Source organism: Mycolicibacterium smegmatis (assembly GCF_001457595.1).
In the GTDB taxonomy this organism is placed as follows: domain Bacteria; phylum Actinomycetota; class Actinomycetes; order Mycobacteriales; family Mycobacteriaceae; genus Mycobacterium; species Mycobacterium smegmatis.
Genome location: NZ_LN831039.1, coordinates 4,532,857 through 4,558,686 on the forward strand (window position 1 = coordinate 4,532,857; position 25,830 = coordinate 4,558,686).

Here is a 25,830-nt window from a genome sequence, read left to right on the forward strand (position 1 = left end):
GTGACTCACCGAAAATGATCTTGAAATACCTCTGAAGTAGGGCGGGCGGGGCTCGAACCCGCGACCAGCGGATTATGAGTCCGCGGCTCTAACCGACTGAGCTACCGCCCCCGGTGCGTATCGCGGCACTATGTTCCCACATCACCGGCCCGGCGACACCAGGGGTTGTCGGAACGGCCTCGGTTTGCCGTACCGGGCCGCTACGCTCACCGCGTGATCCGCTTTTTGCTGCGTATGGCGATCTTCCTGGGATCGTCGGCCATCGGCCTGTTGGTCGCGGCGTGGTCGGTGCCCGGGGTGTCGGTCCGCATCTGGGGCTTTCTCACCGCGGTGGTGATCTTCACGGTCGCGCAGAGCCTCCTTTCGCCGGTCTTCTCGAAGATGGCCAGCAGGTACGCCTCGGCGTTGCTGGGCGGAATCGGGCTGATCTCGACGCTTGCCGCGCTGATCCTCGCGTCGGTGCTCACGTCGGGCCTGAGCATCCGCGGCATCGGCTCGTGGATCGTCGCGACCGTGGTGGTGTGGGTGGCGACGGCGGTCGCCACGATCGTGCTGCCGAAGCTGTTGCTGAAGGAAAAGGCACCAGCGACCTGACAGCTCGCGGTGGAATCATGGCGGGCGTGCCGTCCTCCGCCTTCGCCTCCGACTTCGCCTCCGACAATGCCGCTCCCGCCCACCCCAACGTCCTCGACGCGATCACCGCCGCCAACACCGGCGCGGCTCCTTCCTACGGTGCTGATCCCATCACGCAGCGTGCCGTCGCCGCCCTACGCACCGCGTTCGACTCCCCCGACGCCGAGGTGCTGTTCGCCCTGACCGGCACCGGCGCCAACGTGATCGCCCTGGCGGCCTCCGTGCGCCCCTGGCAGTCGATCCTGTGCAGCGACATCGCACATTCACTGGTCGACGAGGCCGGCGGGCCGGTGCGCCTCTCGGGCGCGCAACTCACCGTGCTCCCCAGCGACGACGGCCTGATCGACGCCGCGGTCCTGGACGACGCCGTCGTCCGGCGCGGTGACGTGCACGCGTCGCAACCGGCCGTCGTGACCATCACCCAGAGCACCGAGAACGGCCGCGTGTGGACCCCGCAGACCATCAAGGACTTCATCGACCACGCCCATGACCTCGGGTTGCTCGTGCACGTCGACGGGGCACGGGTCGCCAACGCGGTCGCGGCCCTCGACGTCGCCCCACGCGAGGCCGTCGGTGACGCCGACATCGTGACTGTCGGCGGCACCAAGAACGGCCTGCTGATGGGCGATGCGCTCCTGGTCCGCCGCCCCGAGCTGTTCGAGGGAATCCACTTCGCGCAGAAGCAGATCGGCCATCTGAGCAGCAAGCAGCGCTTCATCGCGGCGCAGTTCGAGGCCATGTTGCGCGACGACCTGTGGCTGCGCAACGCCGCGCACGCCAACGCGATGGCCGCCCGGCTCAGCAGCGGCATGACCGAGCGCGGTCTCACCCTGGCCTCCCCGACCGACGCCAACGAGGTGTTCGTCAACCTTCCGGCCGCCACGTTCGCGGCGGTCTCCGAGCGTTACGCCGTGCACCGCCTCGACCCGCGTCACCCCGCGGTGCGGTTCGTCTGCTCGTGGGCCACCACCGATCAGGAAGTCGACGATGTGCTGGCGCTCCTCGGACAGTTATGAGGACGGCTCCCTGGCGTCGAGTGCGACGCCAGGGCTGTGATTTCGGGGCCGACCCGCCAGAACACGACCATGGTGTCGATCTGGCGGCCAGGGAGCCATGAAACAGGTACCCGGACTCGCGGCGAAGTTGCTGTTCTCCGATATTTACCCACCTGACGTAGGACGCTGATGACATGTGGGTTTTGCGCATAGTGCGGGCGCTGGTGGCGGCGGCGCTGGTGGCGGCCGTGTCCGCCGGATGCTCGACGTCGCCGGACGCCGCCGAGGAGGCGTTCGCCACGACCGAACCACCCGCGCTGAAGACCATCGACCCGGCGCACCTGCAGAGCATCGTCGCCGACACCGCGAAGAGCCTCGACGTGCCCGGCGCCCTCGTGTTGCTGCAGACGCCGCAGGGCCGGTTCGCCGCCGGCGTCGGTACCACCGAACTGGGCACCCAGACCCCGCCACGGCCCGACACGCACTTCCGGATCGCGTCCAACACCAAGACCATGACGGCCGCGGTGATCATGCTGCTGGCCCAGGACGGCAAGCTCTCACTCGATGACCCGGTCGCCAAGTACGTCCCCGGAGTCCCCAACGCCGACGCGATCACCCTGATTGACCTCCTGCGCATGCGCAGCGGGCTGTACTGCTACACCAACGACTCAGAATTCGCGGCCACCCTCGACAGCGATCCTGCCAAAACGTGGACCCCGCAGGAGGTTCTGGACATCGCGTTCGACCACCCGTCGACCGTCGCCCCCGACACGGCCTACGAGTACTGCAACACCAACTACGCGCTGCTGGGCGTAGTCGCCGAGCAGGTCGGTGGCGCGCCGCTGGCAGAGCAGTTCCAGCAGCGACTGTTCGGGCCGCTCGGTATGCGCAACACGCTGCTGCCCTCCCCGGCAGAGGCTTCCGAGATTCCTGCGCCGTACTCGCACGGGTACATGTACGGCGAGACGCTCTACGCGATGGTCGACGAGACCTACCCCGCCGCGATCACCGACGCGGCACGCGCAGGCACGCTCAAACCGAACGACTACACGCACCAGAACTCCTCCTACGCCACGGCGGCCGGCGGTGCGATCTCCACGGCCGACGATCTGGCCACCTGGATACGGGCTCTGGTGGGCGGCAAGGTGCTCGACTCCGAGCATCAGCAGCAGTTCCTCGACAGCCTGCTGCCCGAGGATCCGGACAACCCCGACGGCGGCCAGTCATACGGGTACGGCATCAGCTTCCAGCGGTTCGGACCCGAAGCGGCCATGTACTATCACGGCGGCGAGATGCCGGGATTCAACTCGTTCATGGGATACGACCCAGACAACGATGTGGCGCTGGTGATCTGGACGAACCTGACACTCTCGCCGGACAACAAGACGACCGCCAACGCGATGCTGCCGGTCGTGCTCAAAGAGATCTACTCGGACCTGAGCTTCTGAATCTCAGGTGTAGATCGGCTGCCCGTCGGCGCCCAGGCGGTACTGCTCGGTGCCCTCGCTGACCCGCGGGGCATCGACACCCAGCGCCACGGCCACCTTGTTGCTCGCGTTGCGCATCACGTCGAGGGTCAGTTCGACGGCCTCCTCGTGTGAGAAGTGCCGGAGCAGCTCATGACCGGGAGCTTGTGACGGTGTCCAGATCATGGCGTCGACGTACCGCAGCGCGGCCTTGTGCCGGTCGGACATCTCGGAGGTCTCATACCGGTCGATCTGGTCGTAGAGCGTCTCGCACGCGCCGGCCTCCAGTGCGGTGGCCTCGCGCAGCGACTTGCACAGCCGGCAGTTGTGCACCCGGGCGCCGCGTAACCGCACGATCTCCGTCGTCACCGGATCGAGCGCCCGCATCCGGCCGACGGTGGGCCCGAACACGTCGAGCACGAAGTCGCCCGGGTCGGTGTCGTGGTCCCAGATGTCGCCGTCGACGGCGACGCCGACGCCGAGCGACGACAGGCCCGCGAGCACGCGCGGCACGAAATCGGCGATGAAGATGAGCGTCGCAACGCGAAAAGTCTCGACACCCAACAGATCCGAGAACGCCAGGCGCTGGGCGGGGTTGATCCCGGTGACATCGACACTGAACTGCTCGGCGAACTCGGAGACCATCGGATCGACCGCGCCGCCACGCGATTCGGCGGGTAAGGGGCTCAGGCCGGTGACGGCCGCGCACACCTCACGGATATCGGCGTTGACGTCGGCCAGTTTCGGCGGCGACAGTGCCGATAGCGCCGCCAACAGGTGCAGCTCGTGTGACACACCGGCAGTATCTCTCCGCTGTGGCCTCACCGCCAGACTTCTACCCGGCCTGCAGACCCGAGGCGTAGCTTTCCTTGACCACCTCAAGGTGCACCCAGCTCTCCACCACACCGACCCCGGCCAGACCGCGGACGGCGTCGAGGATCTCCAGCAGCTGCGCCGCCGAGAACGCCCGTACCGTGGCCAGCACATCGAAGCGGCCGAGCGTGCGGGCCACGAAGATCACCGAACGCATCCCGGTCAGTGTCTTGAGCACCTCGCCGGCGTCTCCGGTCAACCGGATCCCCAGACCCATCGCGCTCTGCCGGTCCTGGCCGGAGTGACGCACCACCGCCCCGACCCGCACCACCTGCGCGTCGATCAGCCGGACCACCCGCCTGCGCGCACCCGCAGGCGAAAGGCCGACGGCCTCGGCAAGTTCCACATACGACGCCCGGCCGTCGCGCTGCAGCGCGCGCAGCAGCGCCAGATCGGTGTCGTCCACCTCGACGCTCACGTCTCCGACCGGTCCGACCACGTCGCGCATCACCTCGACGTAGGTGAGGGTGTCGACGCCGACCACCCCGCGCAGCGACCGCAGGGTTGCGACCACACCGTCGAGGTCACGCACCGACCCCACCCGCGCCTCGGCGATCAGACCGAACTGCCCGCTGGTCAGCGACAGGAACGCGACGTCGTCGCGGGTCGCGAGGATCTGCGCTATCGGCGCCGCGGGTCCGTCGACCATGACGCTGACGTGTGCGAGTGCGCCGCGCCCCAGCACCGCGGGGTGGACGACGCCGCGGACCACGACCTGCCCGGAGGCGATCAGCCGCTGCACCCGGGCCGCGGCGGCCGACCGGGACAACCCGACGCGATGGGCGATGTCGCGGTGGGTCAACCGGCCGTCGTCTTCGAGCAGGCTCACGATGGCCTCGTCGACCTCATCCATGCGATCCATGGCTTCCACACCTCGTCCACCGAAAATCGGGCAAAGATTTTTCGCCACTGTACTACCGGCAGATCTGTCACCACAGCGCGCTCAGAGTCTTATATTCGACGTAAACGACGCGTGATGCTGACGTATCGATACCGGAAACACGGGCGTAACGAACGAAACGATTGCGCATGGTGACCTGCGGATTTACTGTTACCCACACCACATTGACGGCATCCCCAGAGGATCGACATGGCCACCACCGAACCCGTACCGGTCACCCCCAGAGTCACCGAGGTCGAGCAACACGGCGTCGAACCGATTCCCGACGCCGAACGCACGGCGCGCCCGCTCGATCTGTTCCGTCTGGTGTTCGGCGGCGCGAACACCATCGCGACCGTGGTGCTGGGCACCTTCCCCATCATCTTCGGCCTGTCGTTCCGTGACGCCTTGCTCGCCACGCTCGCGGGCCTGGTTCTCGGTGCGCTGATCCTCGCGCCGATGTCACTGTTCGGCCCGCGCAACGGCACCAACAACGCGGTGTCCTCATCGGCACACCTCGGCGTCCACGGCCGCGTCGTGGGGTCATTCCTGTCGCTTCTGACCGCGGTCGCGTTCTTCTCGATCTCGGTGTGGACCTCCGGCGATGTGCTCGTCGGCGGCGCCAACCGGGCGATCGACGTGCCCCAGAACGACATCGCCGTGGGTGTCGCCTACGGCATCTTCGCGGTGCTGGTGCTCGTGGTGTGCATCTACGGCTTCCGATTCATGCTGCTGGTCAACAAGATTGCCGTGATCGCGGCGACATTGCTCTTCCTGGCAGGGGTTTTCGCGTTCGGCGGCGTGTTCGACGCGGGCTATGCCGGCAGCGTGGCGCTCGGTGATCCGCTGTTCTGGCCGTCATTCGTCGGCGCCGCGCTCATCGTGATGTCCAACCCGGTGTCGTTCGGGGCGTTCCTCGGTGACTGGGCGCGCTACATCCCGCGCGACACCCCGTCGTGGAAGCCCATGCTCGCGGCGTTCTCCGCCCAGATCGCGACGCTGGTGCCATTCCTGTTCGGTCTGGTCACCGCGACCGTGATCGCCACCACCGCACCGGATTACATCGCAAACGGTGACTACGTCGGTGGCCTGCTGAGCGTCTCGCCAGGCTGGTACTTCGTGCCGGTGTGCCTGATCGCGCTGATCGGTGGCATGTCCACCGGCACCACCGCGCTGTACGGCACGGGTCTGGACTTCTCCAGCGTGTTCCCCAAGTTCAGCCGTGTGCAGGCCACGATCTTCATCGGCTCGATCGCGATCGTGTTCATCTTCATCGGCCGCTTCGCCTTCAATGTGGTGCAGAGCATCTCGACGTTCGCGGTGCTGATCGTGACGTGCACCGCGCCGTGGATGGTCGTGATGATGATCGGCTGGTTCACCCGCCGCGGCTGGTACGACTCGGACGCGCTGCAGGTGTTCAACCGCCGCCAGCGCGGTGGGCGGTACTGGTTCGACCACGGCTGGAACTGGCGCGGCCTGACCGCGTGGCTCATCTCGGCCGCACTGTCCATCTGCTTCGTGAACCTGCCCGACCAGTTCGTCGGCCCGCTCGGCAATCTCGCCGACGGCATCGACCTGTCCATCCCGGTGGGCCTCGGCCTGGCCGCGGTGCTCTACCCGGTGCTGCTGTGGCTCTCCCCCGAACCGCGTGACGCCTTCGGGCCGGACGGCCCGCGCGGCGTCCCGTCCGGCGCCCCCGCCAACACCCCGATCGTGTCCCAGGACGCGGTGATCTCCACCCACACAGAGGAAGTTCCAGCATGACCGCCACCAGCACCCCCATCGGCCCCGTCGACGCCTCCAAGGTGCCGCGTTTCGCCGGGCCGGCGACGTTCGCGCGCCTTCCGCGCCTGGACCAGGTGACCAAGGCCGACGTCGTGATCGCCGGTGTGCCGTTCGACACCGGTGTGTCCTACCGCCCCGGCGCCCGCTTCGGCCCCACCCACGTGCGCGAGTCCTCGCGCCTGCTGCGGCCCTACAACCCCGGCCTGGACGTGTCGCCGTTCGAGGTCGTACAGGTCGCCGACGCCGGCGACGTCGCGGTGAACCCGTTCAACATCCACGAGGCCATCGAGACCATCGAGGGCGCCGCACGCGACATCACCGCCGACGGAAAGAAACTCGTGACCATCGGCGGCGACCACACGATCGCGCTGCCCTTGCTGCGCGCGGCGGCCGCCAAGCACGGTCCCGTCGCGCTCGTGCATTTCGACGCCCACCTCGACACGTGGGACACCTATTTCGGCGCCGAGTACACTCACGGCACCCCGTTCCGCCGCGCGGTCGAGGAAGGCATCCTCGACACCGAGGCGCTGTCGCACGTCGGCACCCGCGGTCCGCTGTACGGCAAGAAGGACCTCGAGGACGACCGGCGTTTCGGGTTCGGCATCGTCACGTCGTCCGACGTCTACTACCAGGGCGTGCGGGAGGTCGTCGACAAGCTGCGCCAACGCGTCGGCAACCGGCCGGTCTACCTGTCGATCGACATCGACGTGCTCGACCCGGCCCACGCACCCGGCACCGGCACGCCCGAGGCCGGCGGCATGACCAGCCGCGAACTGCTGGAGATCCTGCGCGGTTTCCGCGGTCTCAACCTCGTGGGCGCAGACGTCGTCGAGGTGGCCCCGGCCTACGACCATGCCGAGATGACGGGTGTGGCCGCCGCGCACGTCGCCTACGACCTGGTGTCGCTGCTCGCCCTCGGCCCCGACGAAGCCTGATGAGCGCACGCAACGGTGGTGACGTCGTCGTCGAAACCCTGACGGCACTGGGCGTCTCGCACGTCTTCGGCATTCCCGGGCAGAACGCGCTGGGTCTGTTCGACGCGATCCGCCGCAGCAAGCTGACCTTCATCAGTTCGCGGGTGGAGAACAACTCGGCGTTCGGCGCCGACGGCTACAGCCGCGCCACGGGCGACGTCGGCGTGCTGTTCCTGTCCACCGGGCCCGGTGCGCTCACCGCGCTCGGCGCCCTGCAGGAGGCCCACGCCACCGGGGTTCCGGTGCTGGTGATCGCCAGCCAGGTGCCCCGGGCCGGCATGGGCCTGCGGCGCGGCATGCTGCACCAACTCGACGACCAGAAGGCCAGCGCCGCCAACGTCACCAAGAGCACGGCCGTGGCCCGCGACGCCGCGGCGATCCCGAGCCTCATCGCCGACGCCTACGAACTGGCGTTGTCGGCGCCGGCAGGCCCGGTGTGGGTCGAGATCCCGCAGGACGTGCTGACCGAGCCCACGTCGGTGCCGCCCGTGTCCACGCTCACGGTGCACCCCACCTACCGGTCCCCGCGGCCCGAACTCGTCGACGCCGCAGCGGATCTGCTCAACGGTGCGCGGCGGCCCGTCATTCTCGCCGGCGGCGGTGTACGGCGCTCCCCCGGTGGGCCGGCCGCGCTGGTGGAGTTCGCCGAGGCCCTCGGCGCCCCGGTGGTGTCGACGGTCGGGGGCAAGGGCGCCATCGCATTCGACCATCCGCTGTCGGCGGCATCGTGGATCGAGGACCGTCACACCACCGCGCTGCTCGAAGACGCCGACGTGCTGGTGGCGGTCGGCACCGCCATGGGCGAGGTCACCAGCAACTACTTCACGTTCGCGCCGCGCGGACAGCTCATCCATATCGACGCCGAAGCCCGTGTGTTGCAGGCCAATCACCCGGCGCTGGCGATGCACGCCGACGCCGCACAGGCGCTGAACGCTCTGACGCCGCGCGTACACCCGCGTGACGATGCCGAGGGCGCGCGCACCGCGGCGGCCCTGCGAAAAGCCGTGCAGGACCGCCTCTCCGCACAGGATCTGGGTACCGAGCAGAAGCTGATGCGCGACCTGCGGACCGCCGTGCCCGCGAGCACGCACACATTCTGGGACATGACCATCGCCGGCTACTGGGCGTGGTCGGCCTGGGATCCGCAGCAGGGTGAATTCCATTCCGCCCAGGGTGCAGGCGGTCTCGGCTTCGCGTTTCCGGCCGCGCTGGCCGCCGCGATCGCGACGGGTCGACGCACGTTCGCGGTGTCCGGCGACGGCGGCGCGATGTACTCGATCGCCGAACTCGCCACCGCGCGCCAGCACGACGCCGACATCACGTGGCTCGTCGTCGACGACGGCGGCTACGGAATCCTGCGCGAGTACATGACCGCGGAGTTCGGCGCCGCGACCGCCACCGAACTGGCCCGGCCCGACTTCGCGCGCCTGGCAGAAAGTTTCGGCATTCCTGCACACACCGCGACCATCGACGACGTCGGTGACCTGGTCGCGGCCTCATTCGAACACGACGGACCGACAGTCATCGTCCTGCCCGCCGTCCTGCAGATGTTCGCCCCCACCCACCTCCCACCTAAGGAATGACATCGTGGGCAAACCGCTCGATATCGCCATCGTCGCCGTCTACCTGATCGCCATGCTGGCGTTCGGTTTCTGGGGCAAGACCCGCACCAAGGATTCGGCCGACTTCCTGGTGGCCGGACGCCGTCTCGGCCCGACCCTCTACACCGGCACCATGGCCGCGGTGGTGCTCGGCGGCGCCTCGACCGTCGGCGGCGTGGGCCTGGGCTACAAGTGGGGCCTGTCCGGCATGTGGCTGGTGGTCGCGATCGCCGTCGGCCTGCTGGCGCTGAGCCTGCTGTTCGCCGGGCGCATCCAGCGCCTGAAGGTGTACACGGTCGCGCAGATGCTGAGCCTGCGCTACGGCGTGGACGCCACCTCGGCCTCGGGCGTGGTGATGGTCACCTACACGCTGATGCTGTCGGTCACCTCCACGATCGCCTACGCGACGGTGTTCAACGTCCTGTTCGGCACGGGCCGAACGGTTTCCGTGCTCATCGGCGGTGCCGTGGTCATGCTGTACTCGTCGATCGGCGGCATGTGGTCGATCACGCTCACCGACATGGTGCAGTTCATCCTCAAGACCATCGGCGTGTTCTTCCTGCTGTTGCCGTTCACGTGGAACCGGGCCGGCGGCCTCGACGGCATCCGCGAACGCGCAGGCGACGCGGTGTTCAGCCTCACCGCGATCGGCACCGAGACCATCATCACGTTCTTCGTGGTCTACAGCTTCGGAATGCTGATCGGGCAGGACATCTGGCAACGCGTGTTCACCGCACGCTCACCGCAGGTCGCCAAGTGGGGCGGCACCACCGCGGCCCTGTACTGCGTGGCCTACGGCGTGGCGGGCGCGTTGATCGGTGCGGCCGCGTCGACCTTCCTTCCCGACGTGGAGGCCAAGGACGACGTCTACGCCCAGATCGCCGAATCGATTCTGCCCGTGGGCATCAGCGGCCTGGTGCTGGCCGCCGCGGTCGCGGCGATGATGTCGACGGCCTCGGGCGCGCTGATCGCCACCGCGACCGTCGCGCGCACCGACGTCCGGCCGCTGCTGTTGCGCCTCGTCGGCCGCCGCACCGAAACCGTCACCGACGACCCGAGTCTGGAGGTCCATGCCGACCGCCGCTACGTGGTGGTGCTGGGCATCGTCGTCATCGTCATCGCGGCCCTGCTCAACGACGTGGTCGGCGCCCTGACCATCGCCTACGACATTCTGGTCGGCGGCCTGCTGGTGCCGATCCTCGGCGGGTTCGTGTGGAAACGCGCGACCGGTGCCGGTGCGCTCGTCGCGATGGGTGTGGGCACCGTGGTGACACTGGGCACCATGGCCATCGTCGGCGATGTGCTGGCCAACGACCCGATCTACTGGGGTCTGGCGACCAGCCTGGTGGCCTACGTGGCGGTGAGCCTCGCGACCACCCGCACGCCCGCACCGGTGTTGCAGGTGTGGAACGACCGCCTGGCCGGTCGCGACCAGACCGCTACTGCCGGCGAGATTCCCACGGCCACGTCATGAGTGCCCACACGACCAGCACCAGTGCGCTCGCGGTCAGCACGTACACCGGCCACGGGCCCATCACGTCGAGCAGTGATGCGGTCGCGGGTTTGGCGTTGAGGAAGCCGTAGTTGGTGCCCGCGATGCCGTTGAACGCCATGGTGACCGCGGTCCACGTCGCGGTCACCACCACGGCGAAGCGGTAACTGCGCCACGTGGGGCGCATGCCACGTCCCCAGCACAGGTAGATCGCAGCCCACACCACCAGCAGGTGGATCGACCAGAACGCCAGGAATTCGTGGTGGGGGAAATCCGGGCTCTTGAGCACGGGGGAGATCAGCGCCTGCGCGCTGAGTGTCAGGCCCCAGTAGTAGGTCAGCTCGAACGCCCACTGCCGCTGCGACCAGAACGCGTACGCCCCGGCGACCGTGGCCAGGTCGGTCAGGCGCAGCGGCACCGACCGTTGCAGCGTCGGCGGGATCCACGTGTAGACCAGCATCGCGACGTAGATCGCGGCGGTCACCCCGCCGAGGACCCGCCCCAGCACCCGCGCCTGGCGCTCGGTCTGCCTGCGCCCCAGCCACACGAGCACCACGGCCACGATCACGAACACGGCGATCGCCGACCAGTACGACGGCCCGTAGGCCGTGAACTGCCGCTGCGCCGCGTTCATCTCGTCAGCTCATCGCAGTGTCATCGCTGTGTCATCGCAGTGTCACTGCGCCTGGCTCACCGACGACATGTGGAAATCGGGGATGCGCAGGGTGGGCATCGCAGACCTGGTCGCCCAGTCGCCCCACTCGCGTGGCAGTGTGCGCTCGCTGATGCCCGCCTCGCTCGCGCGCCGCAACAGATCCAGCGGGCTCTCGTTGAAGCGGAAGTTGTTGACCGCCGCGGTGACCTCACCGTCCTCGATGAGATACACCCCGTCACGCGTGAGACCCGTCAACAACAGCACGGTCGGATCCACCACGCGGATGTACCACAGCGTGGTCAGCAGCAGACCGCGTTCGGTGGCCGCGATCATGTCGGCCAGTTCGGTTGTGCCACCGGTCATCAGCAGGTTGTCGGCGGGTGCGGTGACCGGCGCGTTGTACTCGGCGGCAACCGCGCGCGGGTAGGCCAGCGCGTTGATCACGCCGTCTTTGATCCAGTCGACGCGGCCGATGTCCATTCCGTTGTCGAAAATCGACACGCGCTCCGACGAACTGGGCACCGCGACGAACGGTTGGCACTCAAGGGATTCCGCGAAAGGATCGGAGTACAGCGTGAGCGGGAGATCGGTGAGCTTCTCCCCCACGCGGGTTCCGCCGGGCGCCGACAGCGCGGTACGTCCCTCGTGCGCGCCGCGGCCGTCCATGGTCCAGGTCAGGTAGATCATCATGTCGGCCACGGTCGACGGCGGCATGATGGTCTCGTAGCGTCCGGCGGGCAGTTCCACGGTGCGTTCGGCCCACCCCAGCCGCAGCGAAAGATCGTCGAGCAGCGAATCAACCTGCACATCAAGGAAATCCGCGGTGCTCACGCCGGCCCACGCGCTGGCGCCGTTGCGCTTGGCGTTGATCTCCACCGAGCCGGTCGGCTGGGTGTAGCGCCGCCGCAGCCCGGTCGACGTGGCCACGAACGTCGTCTCCAGCACGTGACGGGCGTACCCGTACAACTGGTCGGTACCACGGAACGCCTTGGCGAGGTCCGGGGCGATACCGGTGAACACCTGCGCGCCGGTGCCGGGAACCGGTGCGTCCCAGTCGGCAGGCCCATCGTCGGCGGGCAGCGGCGGCGCGGCGTCGCGGGCCTCGGGCGCGTCGAGGGCCGCGCGCTGCGCGGCGGCCACGAGGTCGGGGATCACGGCCGGGTCGACGTCGCTGGTGCGCATCGATCCGACGTGGGCCTTGCTCCCGCGCCGCACGATCGAGATGACGGTCGTGTTCCGGCTGACGGTTTCACCGTTGGTGGTCATCGAGTTGTTCGCCCAGCGCAGTGACGCGTCGGCGCGGTCGGTGACCACCACGATGGTCTCCGTGCCGGAATCGGCTGCGCCGAGGGCGATGTCGACGACCTGCTGTGCGCCGATCATCGTCCGGCCTCCGTTCGGGTGTTGAGCACGTTGACGCCGCGGAACAGCGCGCTCGGGCAGCCGTGGCTGACCGGCGCGACCTGCCCCGGCTGGGCCTTGCCGCAGTTGAAGGCCCCACCGAGACGCCATGTCGACGGTCCGCCCACAGCTTCCATCGAACCCCAGAAGTCGGTGGTGGTGGCCTGGTAGGCGACGTCACGCACCTGGCCGTCGAGCCTGCCATTGCGGATGCGGTAGAACCGCTGCCCGGTGAACTGGAAGTTGTAGCGCTGCATGTCGATCGACCAGCTCTTGTCGCCGACGATGTAGAGACCGTCGGACACGCGTGCGATCAGGTCGTCGGTGCGCACGTCCTCGGCCGCGGGCTGCAGCGACACGTTGGCCATGCGCTGGATCGGCACGTGGTGCGGCGAGTCGGCATACGAGCAGCCGTTGGACCGCGTCTCCCCCAGGCGCGGCGCGAACACCCGGTCGAGTTGATAGCCGACGAAGACGCCGTCGCGCACCAGGTCCCAGCTCTGCGAGCGCACACCCTCGTCGTCGAATCCGACTGTCGCCAGGCCGTGTTCGACCGTGCGGTCGGCGGTCACGTTCATCACCTCGGAGCCGTAGCGCATGGTGCCGAGTTTGTCCGGGGTCGCAAACGACGTTCCGGCATAGGCGGCCTCGTAGCCGATGGCACGGTCGTATTCGGTGGCGTGGCCGATGGATTCGTGGATGGTGAGCCACAGGTTGGTCGGGTCGATCACCAGGTCCGTCGGCCCCGCGACGACCGACGGGGCCTTGGTCTTCTCGGCGAGCAGCGTCGGCAACTCGGCCAGCTCCCCGGCCCAGTCCCAGACGTCGGCGTCGGTCACGGCCTCCCAGCCGCGGCCCATGGGCGGGGCCAGCGCGCGCATGGTTTCGAACGACCCGGCGGCCGAGTCGACCGCGACGGCCTCCAGCGTCGGCTGCACCCGTACGCGCTGCTGGGTGATCGACGAGCCGAACGTGTCGGCATAGAACGTCTGCTCCTTGACGGCGTGCACGGCCGCTGACACATGGTCGACGCCGTCAGCTGCCAGGAGCCGCCCGGAGTAGTCGTCGAGCACGGCGATCTTGTCGGCCGCCGACACGCCGAACGGGTCCACGCGATAGTTCGACACCCACGTCGCGTCGCGGTAGACGGGCTCGGGGGCAAGTTCGATGCGTTCGCCGTTGAGCGGTGCGAGGGCCGTCGCGACCGCCACGGCGCGGCGTGCGGTCTCGGCGGCGACGTCCTGGTCGAGTTCGGCGTTGGAGGCGAAACCCCACGTGCCGTCCACGATCACCCGCACCGCCAGCCCGATCTCGCGGTCGTAAACCGAGGTCTCCAGCTCACCGTCGCGCAGCTGGATGATCTCGGTGGTGATGCGGTGTATCCGCAGATCCGCGTAACTGGCGCCGGCGGCGACCGCGGCCGAGAGCGCCGCGTCCGCCAACTCGTGGCGTGGCAGACCGAGGAAGTCGGCGTCCACTTGTCGCTGAGCTGTCACGGTTCCCCACGGTAGCGGCGCGCGGCGCCGTACACCCCGTCAAGGGAGCGGGTGTCGCGCGGTCAGGCCGCGCCCGCGGCCTGCACGACTGTCGCTGAGCCGCCGGTCACCTGCCGGGCGGCGAAGTCCGCGGCCTGCACCGCCATGCCGTTGGACTTGTAGGAGCTGTGCGCGGCGCGGTCCAAACCACCGGGGAAGCACACCGGATCACCCGTGGCGCACAGCTGCATCGTCTTGGGGACGTAGGACTGCCCGATCGTGATGGGCGGCGCGTTGCGGTCGGCCAGGTTCACCACCCAGTCCTTCGGCGTGCCGAACAGCACCACCGCGGCGACGTGCGATGCGGTCGCCGCCGGCATCGGACCGTTGATGCCCGCGGGCAGTGTGTAACCGGCGGGCAGGCTGCTGGTGGTGGTGTAGCCCGCGACCGCGGCGCCCTGCGAGTAACCGCCCAGCACGATGTCGGTGGTCGGGCACTGTGCGGCCACAGTCTGGATCCGGTTGCTGGCGTCGGCGATCCCGGCCGCGGCCTGCGCGAAGTCCAGCGACGCCGGGTAGTTCACGGCGTACACGTCGACGCTTTTGCCGGGCAACCGGTCCTTGAGCGCATCGACGAAAGCCTGTCCGGTCGCGCCGATCCCGGGTGCCTCGAACGTGCCGCGGGCGAACACCACCTCGACGTCGGCGCACGCGTTGTCCGCGGCGCTCGCGGTCGCGGCAGGCCCGGCCAGCATGCCGAACCCCGTCGCGGCCAGGGCCAGGGCCGGGAAGACCGCCGCACGTGCCACCTTGGTGATGACGTTCGCCCCGCCCGCTCGCTTCGATGCGCTCATGTCTTCGGCCCCTCTGTCTCGTTTGCCCTCGCCTCGTCGCGGGTGGCTGCTACTTGCATCAATGACCGCCGGACGGATCAGATTCCGCCAAGATCAAGTGATGTACGCCACGTGAGCAAATGTGTGGGTGCGGGATTGCTGAGCGGGATCGAGGCGTTGGTGAAGGGTTCGCTCGCGCGTGCCGCCGTCGCGGTTGCCGACGCCCAACCGCTTTAATGAGCCGATGGCCACCCCGCGTGTCCGGACGACCGCCCTGGCGTACGCGCTCGTCGCACCCAGCCTGTTCGGCGTCGTCGCCTTCCTGCTGCTGCCCATGCTGGTGGTGGTGTGGCTGAGCCTGCACCGCTGGGATCTGCTGGGGCCGATCGAGTTTGTGGGCCTGGCCAACTGGACCTCGGTGCTCACCGACGCGGCCTTCGGCAAGTCCCTGGTGGTCACGCTGCTGTTCATGGTCCTGGTGGTGCCGACGCAGACGGTGCTGGGCCTCGTCGCGGCGACCATGCTGGCGCGCGGCCTGCCCGGCACCGGGTTCTTCCGCACGGTCTACGTGCTGCCGTGGATCTGCGCGCCGCTGGCGATCGCGGTGCTGTGGCGCTGGATCCTCGCCCCGACCGACGGCGCGCTCAGCACAGTGCTGGGCACCCGCATCGAGTGGCTCACCGATCCTTCCCTGGCGTTACCGGTCGTCTCGGCCGTGGTGGTGTGGACCAACGTCGGCTACGTGACGCTGTTCTTCCTGGCCGGCATCCTCAACATCCCCGCGGACCTGCACAACGCGGCACGCACCGACGGCGCCGACGCGTGGCAGCGGTTCCGCCACATCACCCTGCCCATGCTGCGACCGACCATGTTCTTCGTGCTGGTCACCGGGATCGTCAGCGCCGCACAGGTATTCGACACGGTGTACGCGCTCACCGCAGGCGGGCCGCAGGGCCGCACCGACCTGATCGCGCACCGCATCTACGTCGAGGCGTTCGGCGCCGCGGCCGTGGGACGCGCCGCGGTCATGGCGTTGGTGCTGTTCGTGCTGCTGGTCGGCGTCACGGTCGTCCAGCATCTCTACTTCCGCCGCAGGATCAGCTATGACCTCACCTGAGCGCGTGGCGTCCAACGCCGTGATCTACGCGGGCCTGCTGCTGGGCGCGGTGATCACGCTGCTGCCGTTCGGCCTGGGCCTGCTCACGTCGTTCACGTCGGCGCAGCAGTTCGTCACCGAATCGCCGCTCTCGCTGCCCCGGCCGCCGACACTGGCCAACTACCTCGGCTTGGCCGACGCCGGGTTCGGCCGCGCGATCGCGGTCACGGCGCTGATGACCGCGGTGATCCTGCTGGGACAACTGGTGTTCTCGGTGCTCGCCGCGTATGCGTTTGCCCGCCTGGAGTTCCCGGGCCGCGACGTGTTGTTCTGGGTGTACCTCGCGACGCTGATGGTGCCCGCGACCGTGACCGTGGTGCCGCTGTATCTGATCATGGCCGAGGCGGGCCTGCGGAACACGTTCTGGGCGTTGGTGCTGCCGTTCGTGTTCGGCTCGCCGTACGCGATCTTCCTGCTGCGCGAGTATTTTCGCGGGATCCCCGGCGACCTGATCAACGCGGCCCGCCTCGACGGGGCCAACACCCTCGACATCATCACGCACGTCGTGGTCCCCGCCAGTCGGCCGATCCTGGTGACGCTCGCGATGATCACGGTGGTGAGCCAGTGGAACAACTTCCTGTGGCCCCTGGTGATCAGCAGCGGTGACACGTGGCGTGTGCTGACGGTGGCGACCGCGGGCCTGCAGACGCAGTACAACGCGCAGTGGACGCTGGTTATGGCGGCGACGACCGTGGCGATCGTTCCGCTGATCGTGGTGTTCGCGACGCTGTCGCGCCATATCGTCCGCTCGATCGTGGTGACGGGGATCAAATGAGCACCGAGATCGACGTTTTCGTCGTCAGAGTCCGCGCGCAACGACATCTGCGTCGCTCTCGGGGCAGCTCCGGCGGCAGGGGGCGGGCATGAGGCGCTCGACGCTGCTGGCCGGCGGACTCGCCGTCACGATGGCGGTGCTGCTGGTGATCGCGATGCTCATGGGCCGCACGACCGAGCCGGCGGGCAAGACCGTGGTGACGGTACGGCTGTGGGACCCGCAGGTCGCGGCGGCCTACCGCGAATCGTTCGACGCGTTCAGCGCCGAGCATCCCGGCATCGAGGTCCGCGTCAACACCGTGGCGTACGCGAGCTACTTCGACAGCCTGCGCACCGACGTCGCCGGCGGCAGCGCCGACGACATCTTCTGGATCTCCAACGGATACTTCGCCGGATACGCCGACAACGGGCACCTGCTCGACATCGCGGATCTCCTGGGGCCCGACGCCGCCACCGCGTGGGAACCGTCCGTCGTCGAGCAGTTCACCCGCAACGGGACCCTGTGGGGCGTACCGCAACTCACCGATGCGGGCATCGCGGTGTACTACAACGCGGAGCTGCTGGAAAAGGCCGGGGTGTCCCCCGCCGACCTCTCGACGCTGCGTTGGTCGAACGGCCCCGACGACACCCTGCGGCCGCTGCTGGCGCGCCTGACGGTGGAGGAGTCGGGCCGCACGCGGCAGTGGGGTTACAACGCCGCCAACGATCTTCAGGGCATCTACCTCAACTTCATCGGATCCGCGGGCGGCACGTTTTCGGAAGGTGACCGGTTCACGTTCGACAACCCCCAGGCCGTCGAGGCGTTCGAATACCTGGTGCGCCTGATCAACACCGATCGCGTCGCGCCCCCGGCCTCGGACACCAACGACAACGGCGACTTCTCGCGCAACGCGTTCCTCGCCGGGCGCATGGCGCTGTTCCAGTCCGGCACGTACAACCTGGCCGCGATCGCCGATCAGGCCCCGTTCCCGTGGGGTGTGGCGATGCTGCCGATCGGGCCGAAGGGCCGCGTGAGCGTCACCAACGGCATCGCCGCGGCGGGCAATGCGGCGACCCGGCATCCCGAGGCCGTGCGGAAGGTATTGGCGTGGATGGGCAGCAGGCGCGGCAACGAGTTCGTCGGGCGGCGCGGCGCGGCGATCCCCGCGGTGCTGGCCGCGCAGCCCGTCTATCACGAGTACTGGGCGTCGCGCGGTGTGGACGTCAGCCCGTTCTTCCGGGTGCTGCAGGGCCCGCGGATCGCCGCGCCCGGCGGCGCCGGTTTCCCGGCCGGATTCGAGGCGCTCACACCGTACTTCGCGGAGATGTTCCTCGGGCGCCGCGATGTCGCGGGCACACTCGCCGAGGCGCAGAGGGCCGCCAACGCGGCGGCCTCGCGGTGATGACGCGTGTGAACTAGCTACGCCGCCGGGGCAGGCTCGTGCCCAGCACCGTCAACTCCAGGGCCAGCGCGGTGCCGCACACCACGGCGAGCACCGCGAACGCCACCCAGTCGAGTCTCCTGGGTTTCGACTCGGCGGCCGAGAACTGCCCGGTGCCACCGCGTGCGGTGATCGCATCGCCCATCTCGTCGCCGCGGCGCAGCGCGACCGTCACCGCGGCCGCGATGAGGTCGACGACGCCCGAGACCCGTTGGCGGTGCCGCGCACGGAAGGTGTCGGGCCGCTCTCTGGGCCGCAGTCGCCGCGCGGCATACAGCGTGCGGAACTCGTCGATCAGCATCGGGAACGCGCGCAGCGCCAGCGCGATCGTCACGGCCCAGTCGTGCACCGGGATCCGGAACACCCCGAGCGGGCGGCCGAGTGTGGCGACCGCGGGCGCGATGTCGGCGACGTTGGTCGTCCAGGACACCAGCGCGCCCAGACCCAGCAGCACGATCGACAGTGCGGTGATGCGCAGGAAGTTCAACAGCCCGCCGAGCCCGATCGTCATCGAACCGACGTCGAACTCGGGGCTGCCGCCGGCGAACGTCGCGGTGAGCGCCCCGAACGCGACCAGCAGCCACATCCACCACGGAATGGTCGGCACCACACCGCGCGGGATGCGCGCCAACCGGGCCACGACAAGCACGAGAACAGCGGTGAAACCGATGGGCACCCAGCCGGGATAGAACGTCAGCATGATGCCGATCACGGCGACCGACAGCAGTTTGGTACCCGCCCACAGTTGATGGATGACGCTGTCGCCGGGAACCGGGCGCAGCAGGACCACCGGCTTACGCTGGCCGCCGGGCGCGCTCATCGGGCGTCTCCTGCCGTCGTCGGCGCGGTGGCGAGTTGCCCGTCGCGCAGGTGCAGAGTGCGCGGGCACAGCCCTTCGAGCCCCGTGAAGTCGTGCGAGATGACCACGACGGTCATGCCGTTGTTGCGACGCAGATCCTCCAGCAGCCGCAACAACCCGCGCGCGCTGGCCGCGTCGAGGCCGGCAAGCGGCTCGTCGAGGATGAGCGCGCGCGGTGAGCGGGCCAGCAGGCCGGCGAGCACCACGCGGCGCATCTGACCGCCGGAGAGCTGATCGATACGGCGCTCCCCCAGCGTCGGGTCCAGGCCCACCGTCGCCAGCGCGGCGTTCACACGGTCACGGTCCTTGGCCGAGAACCCGGCCGCCGAGGCGATCTCACGCGCGACGCTGCTGCGCATCAACTGCAGCCGCGCGGCCTGGAACGACAACGCCACCGCGCCGACCTGTTCGGACACCGGCGCGCCGTCGAGCAGGCACGCGCCGTAGGTCGGCACCGTCAGGCCCGCCATGATCCACGCCAGCGTGGACTTGCCGGACCCGTTGAGGCCGTGGATGAGCACGCCGTCACCTTCGTTGACGGTAAACGTGACATCGCGCAACGCGGTTTTCGCCCATGGGGTTCCGTTGGCGTACTCGTGGCCGACGCCGGTCAGCTCGAGCACGGGCACCCCGGGTTCGTGGCCGGCCATGGACCCGGTGTGCACCGACGAGGTCTCGACCATGTCGGTGCTGTCGGCCGCACCGCCGTCGCCGTCGAGCGCCACGGTGCGGTCTGCGATCTCGGCCTCGCTGTTGTAGTGCGTGATGTGCACCAGCGACATGCGGTGGCGTTTGGTCAGCCCGGACACCACGTTCATGAGCGTCTCGCGACCCTGCTGGTCGACCATGCTGGTGATCTCGTCGGCGATCAACATCGAGGGTTCGCGTGCCAGCGCGGCCGCGACCGCGAGGCGTTGCAGTTCCCCTCCTGACAGTCCGCCCGTGTCGCGTTCGGCCATACCGTCGAGGCCCACCTCGGACAGCAGCCGGTCGACGTCGGTGGCGGTTCCGGGCGGCAGGCCCCACACGACGTCGTCGGCCACGCGGGTGCCCAGCACCTGGCTCTCGGGGTGCTGCATGACCACCGCGGTGCCGCCCATGCGGCCCAGGCCGACCGCACCCGCGCGCTCGACCGAACCCGAGGTCGGTTCGCGGCCGGCGAGCACGAGCATCAGCGTGGTCTTGCCCGATCCGTTGGGCCCGGTGACCGCGACGTGCTCGCCCACCCGCAGATCCATCGTCACGGGCCCGAGCGCGTCGTGGTCGGCGCCGGGATAGCGGAAGCGCACGTCGGTCAGCTGTGCGGGTACCGGTCCGATCGGGCCGTGCTCGGGCGGGCTGTCGAGTTTGTGGACATCGGGCACGCCGAGCAGCCGGCCCAGCACGCGCGACAGCGCCCACCAGCCGACCATCGTGACCATCGTGATGCTGGAGATGCCCATGAGCAGCATCAGCACGGGCCAGTAGTGCAACAGCGTCGCGAACATGGTCTTGAGCGGTTCGGCGGCGCCTTCGAGCACGGGGACGCGCGCGAACACGGCGGCCAGGCCGTCGATGTTGGCGGTCAGGGTGTCGAACATGAGGTTGCGCAGCCGCGACAACACCAGCAGCGCGACGACGATCATGGCGCCGAACAGCGCGCCTGCCACGATCGCGGCGGCGAACACCGTGGGCGTACCCCGGCCGCGGCGTTTGACGATGCCGGTCAGGCCGCCGATGTAGGCGCAGTTGAACACCGTCATCATGCCGCCGAGCCCCGCGATGAGGAACGCGATGACCCCGGCCGCGACGGTTGCCGCGAGCAGCACGCGCAACCGGTACCGGTAGGCCAACAGGCCCATCGGTACCGTCCCCAGCACCGACAGACCCGCGGCGAAGGGCACGACGACCGCGATGATCGCGGTGGCCGCACACAGCGCGGCCATCACCGAAGCCTGCGCGAGTTCGCCGGGGGTCAGTCCGCGTCGAGGCGCTCTGGCCGGTCGGTTCGCGGTCATTTCTCGATTCTGCCAGCCAAGCTGTGAGGTCCCCCTTTGCCCGTGTGTGACGGGCCCCACGAAACTTGGATTGCATAGTAAACCTATGTAAGGTGGTGGCATGTCAGCGCCAAGCGTCGAGAATGTCCCGGTGACCTACGAAACCGAACTCGGCGCGGATCTGCTGGCAGTCGTCGCCCGCCTCAACCGGCTGGCGACGCAGCGCACGCGGCTCCCGCTGCCGTACGCGCAGGCCCGGCTGTTGTCCACCATCGAGGATCAAGGCGAAGCCCGCATATCGGACCTCGCCCTGCTCGATCACTGTTCACAGCCGACCATGACCACGCAGGTACGCCGCCTGGAAGAAGCCGGGCTGGTGTCGCGGACCGCCGATCCAGGCGATGCCCGCGCGGTGCTCATCCGCATCACCGAAGAGGGACGCAAGACCCTCGCCCAGGCCAGGGCCGATCGCGCCGCCGCGATCAACCCACGATTGGAACGCCTCAGCGTCGAGGATCGCCAGACCCTCGTGGACGCTGTGGAAGTCATCCGCAAACTCCTGGCCGACGTCGCGGAGCACCCCCTGCCCGAAGAAAACTGAGTTAGGAGTTCTCGCCCTATGTGGCGCCAACCCAAAGCTGTTTGGGCCGTTGCCTTCGCGTCCGTCGTTGCCTTCATGGGCATCGGGCTCGTCGACCCGATCCTCAAACCCATCGCCGACAACCTCGACGCGACACCCTCGCAGGTGTCGCTGTTGTTCACCAGCTACATGGCCGTGATGGGTGTCGCGATGCTGATCACCGGCGTGGTGTCCAGCCGCATCGGACCCAAGCGAACCCTGCTGGTCGGCCTGGTGATCATCATCGCCGGCGCCGGCCTGGCCGGCATGAGCGACAGCGTGATGGAGATCGTGGGCTGGCGCGCGCTGTGGGGGCTGGGCAACGCCCTGTTCATCGCGACCGCGCTCGCGACCATCGTGAACTCCGCGAAAGGTTCTGTCGCACAAGCAATCATTCTCTACGAGGCGGCCCTGGGCCTCGGCATCGCGGTGGGCCCGCTGGTGGGCGGTGTGCTCGGATCGATCTCGTGGCGCGGACCGTTCTTCGGCGTCTCGGCGCTCATGGCGCTCGCGCTCGTCGTCACCGCGTTCCTGCTGCCGGAGACCCCGCGCCCGCAGCACGCCACGAGCCTGGCCGACCCGTTCCGCGCACTGCGTCACCGCGGCCTGTTCGGTGTCGGTCTGACCGCACTGCTGTACAACTTCGGCTTCTTCACGCTGCTGGCGTTCACGCCGTTCCCGCTCGACATGACCGCCCACCAGATCGGGCTGATCTTCTTCGGCTGGGGTGTCGCACTGGCGTTCACGTCAGTGGTGGTCGCGCCGCGTCTGCAGCACCGCTTCGGAACGCTGCCCACGCTGCTGGTGAACCTCGCGGTGATGTCGGCGACGCTCGTGGTGATGGCGCTCGGCACCGACAACAAGGCCGTGCTCGCGGCGTCGGTCGTGGTGGCCGGTCTGTGGTGCGGCATCAACAACACGCTCATCACCGAGACGGTCATGAAGGCCGCGCCCGTCGAGCGCGGTGTGGCGTCGGCCGCCTACAGCTTCATGCGGTTCTGCGGCGCCGCCGTCGCGCCGTGGCTGGCCGGGGTGCTCGGCGAGGAGATCAGCGTGCACCTGCCGTACTGGGTGGGCGCGGCCGCCGTCGCCGCCGGCGCCGCTGTGCTCTTCGCGGTCCGGTCCCACCTTGCCGGTGTCGACGCCGAGGAGAGCGAACTCGACGAACTCACCGACGAGGCGACCGCGGTGACCGTCGGCAACGACTGATCTTCCCGCGCGCATCAGGTGGTGACGGTGCCGATCAAGGTGCCGACGACGTAGGTCGCGGCGATCGCGACGCCGCCGAACGCCAACTGCCGCAGCGCCGCGAAGGACACGCGCTTGCGCGTGAACCGTGCCGCCACCCCGCCGGCGATCAGCAGACCCACCCCGCCGCACGCCAAGCCGCCCCACAGCGACTCGAAGCCCAGCAGGTACGGGATCAGCGGGATGATCGCGCCGACCGCGAACATCACGAACGACGACACGGCCGCGATGACCGGCGACGGTTTCTCGCGGGGGTCGACGCCGAGCTCCTGCACCAGATGGAAGTTCAGCGCGCGCGACTCGTCGCGGTGGATCTCCTCCGTGGCCTTCTCGGCGGTGTCCGCGCTCATGCCCATCTCCATGAGCATCCCGACGAGTTCGTCGCGTTCGGCCTGCGGATGCCGCCTGAACGAGCGGCGCTCGACCTTCACCTCGGAGTCGATCTGCTCGTTGGCCGTCGTGACCGAGGTGTACTCCCCCAGCGCCATCGAGAACGCGCCGGCCAACAGGCCCGCCACACCGCTGAGCACGACGGTTTGCGCGTTGGCGCTCGCGGCCACACCCGCGATGAGTGCGGTGTTGCTCACCAGACCGTCCATCGCGCCGAACGTCGCCGCGCGCAGCCACCCGCCCGACACGTCGGAATGCGTGTGGTCGATGTCGTGCGGCAGTCCCGACGGCGATGTGCGCGGGGATGGATCGCTCATGACGCAGATTCAACGCCAGACCTCGCGGACAGATCCAGTGAGGTTCACCTGCGTTTGTTCGCTGACGCGATAACGTCGGGTATGACCACCACCGCCGAACATCTGCGCAACGCACTCGACGGGCGCTGGCGCGACGTCAAGAACGCCATGCGGGAGAACCTGTCCAACGAGGTCTTCCGGCCCCACTACACCCCCAACACCGCGATCGCCCGCGCGAAGGTCGCCGAGCAACTCAAGATCATGGCCGCGGCGGGTGCGGCCGAAGACGGGTTCCGCAAGGAGCACGGCGGCAACGGCAACGTCGGAGCGGCCATCGCCCAGATCGAGATGCTCGCCATGAGCGATCTGTCGCTGATGGTCAAGGCCGGTGTGCAGTGGGGCCTGTTCGGCGGGGCCATCGAGAACCTGGGCACCGAGCGCCACCACCAGGCCTACGTGCGCCGCATCATCGACCTGGACCTGCTGGGCTGTTTCGCGATGACCGAGACCGGCCACGGCAGCGACGTGCAGTCCATCGAGACCACGGCCACCTACGATCCGGCGACGCAGGAGTTCGTGATCCACTCGCCCACGCCGACCGCACGCAAGGACTACATCGGCGGTGCAGCCGAGACCGCCCGCGTGGCAGCGGTATTCGCGCAGTTGATCACCCCCGACGGCATGAACCACGGCGTGCACTGCCTGGTGGTGCCCATCCGCGACGACGAGGGCAACGACCTTCCCGGAGTGACCACGTCGGACTGTCACTACAAGGGCGGACTGCCCGGTGTGGACAACGGCCGCATCGTGTTCGACCACGTGCGCGTTCCGCGTGAGAACCTGCTGAACCGTTACGCCGACGTCTCACCCGAGGGGGTCTACTCCTCACCGATCGAGAACCCGGGCCGTCGGTTCTTCACGATGCTGGGCACGCTGATCCGGGGCCGCGTCACCGTGGGCGGCAGCGCGGCCGCCGCGGCCCGCGTCGCACTGGACATCGCGACGCGATATGCGTTGCAGCGCACGCAGTTCAGCGCACCGGACGACGAACATGAAGTCGTCATCATGGATTACCTGGTGCATCAGCGCCGCCTGCTGCCGTTGATCGCGAAATCCTATGCGCTGCAGTTCGCCCAGAACGAGCTGGTGGCCAAATGCCACGAGCTGCAGACCTCCGACGATCCCGACCCCGAGGAGCAGCGCGAGCTTGAGGCACGCGCGGCGGGCCTCAAGGCCGCCAACACCTGGCACGCCAGCACCGCCATCCAGGAGGCCCGTGAAGCCTGCGGCGGCGCAGGGTATCTGGCCGAGAACCGGCTGATCGCGCTGCGCGCCGACACCGACGTGTTCACCACGTTCGAGGGCGACAACCATGTGCTGACCCAGCTGGTCGCCAAGGAACTGCTCACCGCGTACGCCGACGACATCAAGGGCATGAGCCCGGTCGAGTGGGTGCGCTTCGCGGCCAACTTCGCCGGCGAGCGCGTGCTCAAACGCACTGCGGCGCAGACCATCATCCAGACCATCCTCGACACGCGCCAGGACAACGAGGAAGAGGGCAGCCTGTTCAACCGCGGCACCCAGATCAAGATGTTCGAGGACCGCGAGGAGTACATGGTGGCCTCGGTCGCCCGCAGGTTGCAGGGCAAGGCCAAGGAGATGTCGGCGTTCGACGCGTTCAACGCGGTGCAGGACCACGTGCTGCACGCCGCGCAGGCCCACATCGACCGGGTGATCCTCGAAGCGTTCGTCGCGGGCATCGACGCGTGCGAGGACGAGGCCGCGCGCGAGCTGCTGGCCGACGTGTGCGACCTCTACGCGCTGTCGGTCATCGAGGAGGACAAGGCCTGGTTCATCGAGCACCGGTTCCTGTCGACCGAGCGCGCCAAGGCCGTCACGCGCGGCATCAACGAGCGCTGCCGCACGCTGCGACCGCACGCCGAGACACTCATCGACGGGTTCGGCATCCCCGAACAGCTGCGCTACGCGGCCATGCTCGACCCCGAAGAGCTTCTCAACGGCTAGGCA

Annotated in this window: 22 protein-coding genes and 1 tRNA gene; 13 read left to right on the forward strand and 10 right to left on the reverse strand. The window is 68.6% G+C overall.

The window, feature by feature from the left end; translation table 11 throughout:
- Nucleotides 1–37 precede the first annotated feature (37 nt).
- A tRNA-Ile gene (locus AT701_RS21745) sits at nucleotides 38–111 on the reverse strand.
- A gap of 102 nt (nucleotides 112–213) precedes the next feature.
- On the opposite strand from AT701_RS21745, the gene AT701_RS21750 reads away from it, so the two are divergent.
- From AT701_RS21750 to AT701_RS21760, 3 genes are all read left to right on the forward strand, one after another.
- The gene (locus AT701_RS21750; RefSeq protein WP_174519608.1) at nucleotides 214–594 is read left to right on the forward strand and encodes a phage holin family protein; all 381 of its coding nucleotides are present in this window, start codon (nucleotides 214–216) and stop codon (nucleotides 592–594) included.
- Nucleotides 595–611: 17 nt separating this feature from the next.
- Nucleotides 612–1,649: a threonine aldolase family protein gene (locus tag AT701_RS21755; protein ID WP_174519609.1), complete on the forward strand. Its 1,038-nt coding sequence runs from the start codon at nucleotides 612–614 to the stop codon at nucleotides 1,647–1,649.
- Nucleotides 1,650–1,822: 173 nt separating this feature from the next.
- On the forward strand, nucleotides 1,823–3,076 hold the full coding sequence (locus tag AT701_RS21760) for a serine hydrolase domain-containing protein (RefSeq protein WP_014878041.1): 1,254 nt from the start codon (nucleotides 1,823–1,825) through the stop codon (nucleotides 3,074–3,076).
- Nucleotides 3,077–3,079: 3 nt separating this feature from the next.
- Here AT701_RS21760 and AT701_RS21765 read toward each other — a convergent pair whose 3' ends face one another.
- Both AT701_RS21765 and AT701_RS21770 read right to left on the reverse strand, forming a co-directional pair.
- On the reverse strand, nucleotides 3,080–3,889 hold the full coding sequence (locus tag AT701_RS21765; RefSeq protein ID WP_058126567.1) for a carboxymuconolactone decarboxylase family protein: 810 nt from the start codon (nucleotides 3,887–3,889) through the stop codon (nucleotides 3,080–3,082).
- Nucleotides 3,890–3,929: 40 nt separating this feature from the next.
- Nucleotides 3,930–4,829, reverse strand: a complete 900-nt coding sequence (locus tag AT701_RS21770; RefSeq protein WP_014878043.1) for an Lrp/AsnC family transcriptional regulator — start codon at nucleotides 4,827–4,829, stop codon at nucleotides 3,930–3,932.
- Nucleotides 4,830–5,057: 228 nt separating this feature from the next.
- On the opposite strand from AT701_RS21770, the gene AT701_RS21775 reads away from it, so the two are divergent.
- The 4 genes from AT701_RS21775 to AT701_RS21790 are packed head-to-tail and all read left to right on the forward strand — an operon-like array spanning nucleotide 5,058 to nucleotide 10,681.
- A complete protein-coding gene (locus AT701_RS21775) occupies nucleotides 5,058–6,611 on the forward strand; it encodes a purine-cytosine permease family protein (RefSeq protein ID WP_058126568.1) in 1,554 nt (517 codons plus the stop codon).
- Nucleotides 6,608–7,567: an agmatinase gene (speB, locus tag AT701_RS21780; RefSeq protein ID WP_058126569.1), complete on the forward strand. Its 960-nt coding sequence runs from the start codon at nucleotides 6,608–6,610 to the stop codon at nucleotides 7,565–7,567. The genes AT701_RS21775 and speB overlap by 4 nt, the downstream gene beginning before the upstream one ends.
- Complete coding sequence (locus AT701_RS21785) at nucleotides 7,567–9,189, forward strand: thiamine pyrophosphate-binding protein (RefSeq protein ID WP_058126570.1); 1,623 nt, start codon at nucleotides 7,567–7,569, stop codon at nucleotides 9,187–9,189. Before speB ends, AT701_RS21785 begins: the two co-directional genes overlap by 1 nt.
- A 4-nt stretch (nucleotides 9,190–9,193) precedes the next feature.
- Nucleotides 9,194–10,681, forward strand: a complete 1,488-nt coding sequence (locus tag AT701_RS21790) for a sodium:solute symporter family protein (RefSeq protein WP_011729850.1) — start codon at nucleotides 9,194–9,196, stop codon at nucleotides 10,679–10,681.
- Here AT701_RS21790 and AT701_RS21795 read toward each other — a convergent pair.
- The 4 genes from AT701_RS21795 to AT701_RS21810 form a co-directional block, all read right to left on the reverse strand.
- A complete protein-coding gene (locus AT701_RS21795) occupies nucleotides 10,647–11,333 on the reverse strand; it encodes a YwaF family protein (RefSeq protein WP_011729851.1) in 687 nt (228 codons plus the stop codon). The genes AT701_RS21790 and AT701_RS21795 overlap by 35 nt on opposite strands.
- Before the next feature lie 42 nt (nucleotides 11,334–11,375).
- Nucleotides 11,376–12,737 carry a metallopeptidase TldD-related protein gene (locus tag AT701_RS21800; protein ID WP_058126571.1) on the reverse strand — a complete coding sequence of 454 codons (1,362 nt, stop codon included), beginning with the start codon at nucleotides 12,735–12,737 and terminating at the stop codon, nucleotides 11,376–11,378.
- The gene (locus tag AT701_RS21805) at nucleotides 12,734–14,251 is read right to left on the reverse strand and encodes a TldD/PmbA family protein (RefSeq protein ID WP_036453412.1); all 1,518 of its coding nucleotides are present in this window, start codon (nucleotides 14,249–14,251) and stop codon (nucleotides 12,734–12,736) included. Before AT701_RS21805 ends, AT701_RS21800 begins: the two co-directional genes overlap by 4 nt.
- A 62-nt stretch (nucleotides 14,252–14,313) precedes the next feature.
- Nucleotides 14,314–15,084, reverse strand: coding sequence for a cutinase family protein (locus tag AT701_RS21810; protein WP_003895821.1), 771 nt, complete (start codon nucleotides 15,082–15,084; stop codon nucleotides 14,314–14,316).
- Nucleotides 15,085–15,307: 223 nt separating this feature from the next.
- Here AT701_RS21810 and AT701_RS21815 point away from each other — a divergent pair, with 223 nt between their 5' ends.
- The 3 genes from AT701_RS21815 (at nucleotide 15,308) to AT701_RS21825 (ending at nucleotide 18,375) form a co-directional block, all read left to right on the forward strand.
- The gene (locus AT701_RS21815) at nucleotides 15,308–16,180 is read left to right on the forward strand and encodes a carbohydrate ABC transporter permease (protein WP_036453415.1); all 873 of its coding nucleotides are present in this window, start codon (nucleotides 15,308–15,310) and stop codon (nucleotides 16,178–16,180) included.
- The gene (locus AT701_RS21820) at nucleotides 16,167–16,994 is read left to right on the forward strand and encodes a carbohydrate ABC transporter permease (protein WP_058126572.1); all 828 of its coding nucleotides are present in this window, start codon (nucleotides 16,167–16,169) and stop codon (nucleotides 16,992–16,994) included. Before AT701_RS21815 ends, AT701_RS21820 begins: the two co-directional genes overlap by 14 nt.
- A gap of 88 nt (nucleotides 16,995–17,082) precedes the next feature.
- The gene (locus tag AT701_RS21825) at nucleotides 17,083–18,375 is read left to right on the forward strand and encodes an ABC transporter substrate-binding protein (RefSeq protein ID WP_058126573.1); all 1,293 of its coding nucleotides are present in this window, start codon (nucleotides 17,083–17,085) and stop codon (nucleotides 18,373–18,375) included.
- A 13-nt stretch (nucleotides 18,376–18,388) separates the two neighbouring features.
- On the opposite strand, the gene AT701_RS21830 is transcribed toward AT701_RS21825, so the two are convergent.
- Together AT701_RS21830 and AT701_RS21835 are read right to left on the reverse strand one after the other, a co-directional pair.
- The gene (locus AT701_RS21830) at nucleotides 18,389–19,234 is read right to left on the reverse strand and encodes an energy-coupling factor transporter transmembrane component T family protein (protein ID WP_058126574.1); all 846 of its coding nucleotides are present in this window, start codon (nucleotides 19,232–19,234) and stop codon (nucleotides 18,389–18,391) included.
- Nucleotides 19,231–21,270, reverse strand: a complete 2,040-nt coding sequence (locus AT701_RS21835) for an ATP-binding cassette domain-containing protein (RefSeq protein ID WP_058126575.1) — start codon at nucleotides 21,268–21,270, stop codon at nucleotides 19,231–19,233. The genes AT701_RS21830 and AT701_RS21835 overlap by 4 nt, the downstream gene beginning before the upstream one ends.
- A gap of 100 nt (nucleotides 21,271–21,370) precedes the next feature.
- Between AT701_RS21835 and AT701_RS21840 the strand changes: the two genes are divergently transcribed.
- Nucleotides 21,371–21,850 carry a MarR family winged helix-turn-helix transcriptional regulator gene (locus AT701_RS21840; protein WP_058126576.1) on the forward strand — a complete coding sequence of 160 codons (480 nt, stop codon included), beginning with the start codon at nucleotides 21,371–21,373 and terminating at the stop codon, nucleotides 21,848–21,850.
- Between the two features lie 18 nt (nucleotides 21,851–21,868).
- Nucleotides 21,869–23,077 (forward strand): MFS transporter, encoded by a 1,209-nt coding sequence (locus AT701_RS21845; protein WP_058126577.1) that lies wholly within the window; start codon nucleotides 21,869–21,871, stop codon nucleotides 23,075–23,077.
- Nucleotides 23,078–23,091: 14 nt separating this feature from the next.
- Here the strand turns inward: AT701_RS21845 and AT701_RS21850 are convergent, their stop codons facing one another.
- Nucleotides 23,092–23,823 carry a VIT1/CCC1 transporter family protein gene (locus AT701_RS21850; protein WP_011729862.1) on the reverse strand — a complete coding sequence of 244 codons (732 nt, stop codon included), beginning with the start codon at nucleotides 23,821–23,823 and terminating at the stop codon, nucleotides 23,092–23,094.
- Nucleotides 23,824–23,904: 81 nt separating this feature from the next.
- Here AT701_RS21850 and AT701_RS21855 point away from each other — a divergent pair, with 81 nt between their 5' ends.
- Complete coding sequence (locus tag AT701_RS21855; protein WP_011729863.1) at nucleotides 23,905–25,827, forward strand: acyl-CoA dehydrogenase family protein; 1,923 nt, start codon at nucleotides 23,905–23,907, stop codon at nucleotides 25,825–25,827.
- Nucleotides 25,828–25,830 lie beyond the last annotated feature (3 nt).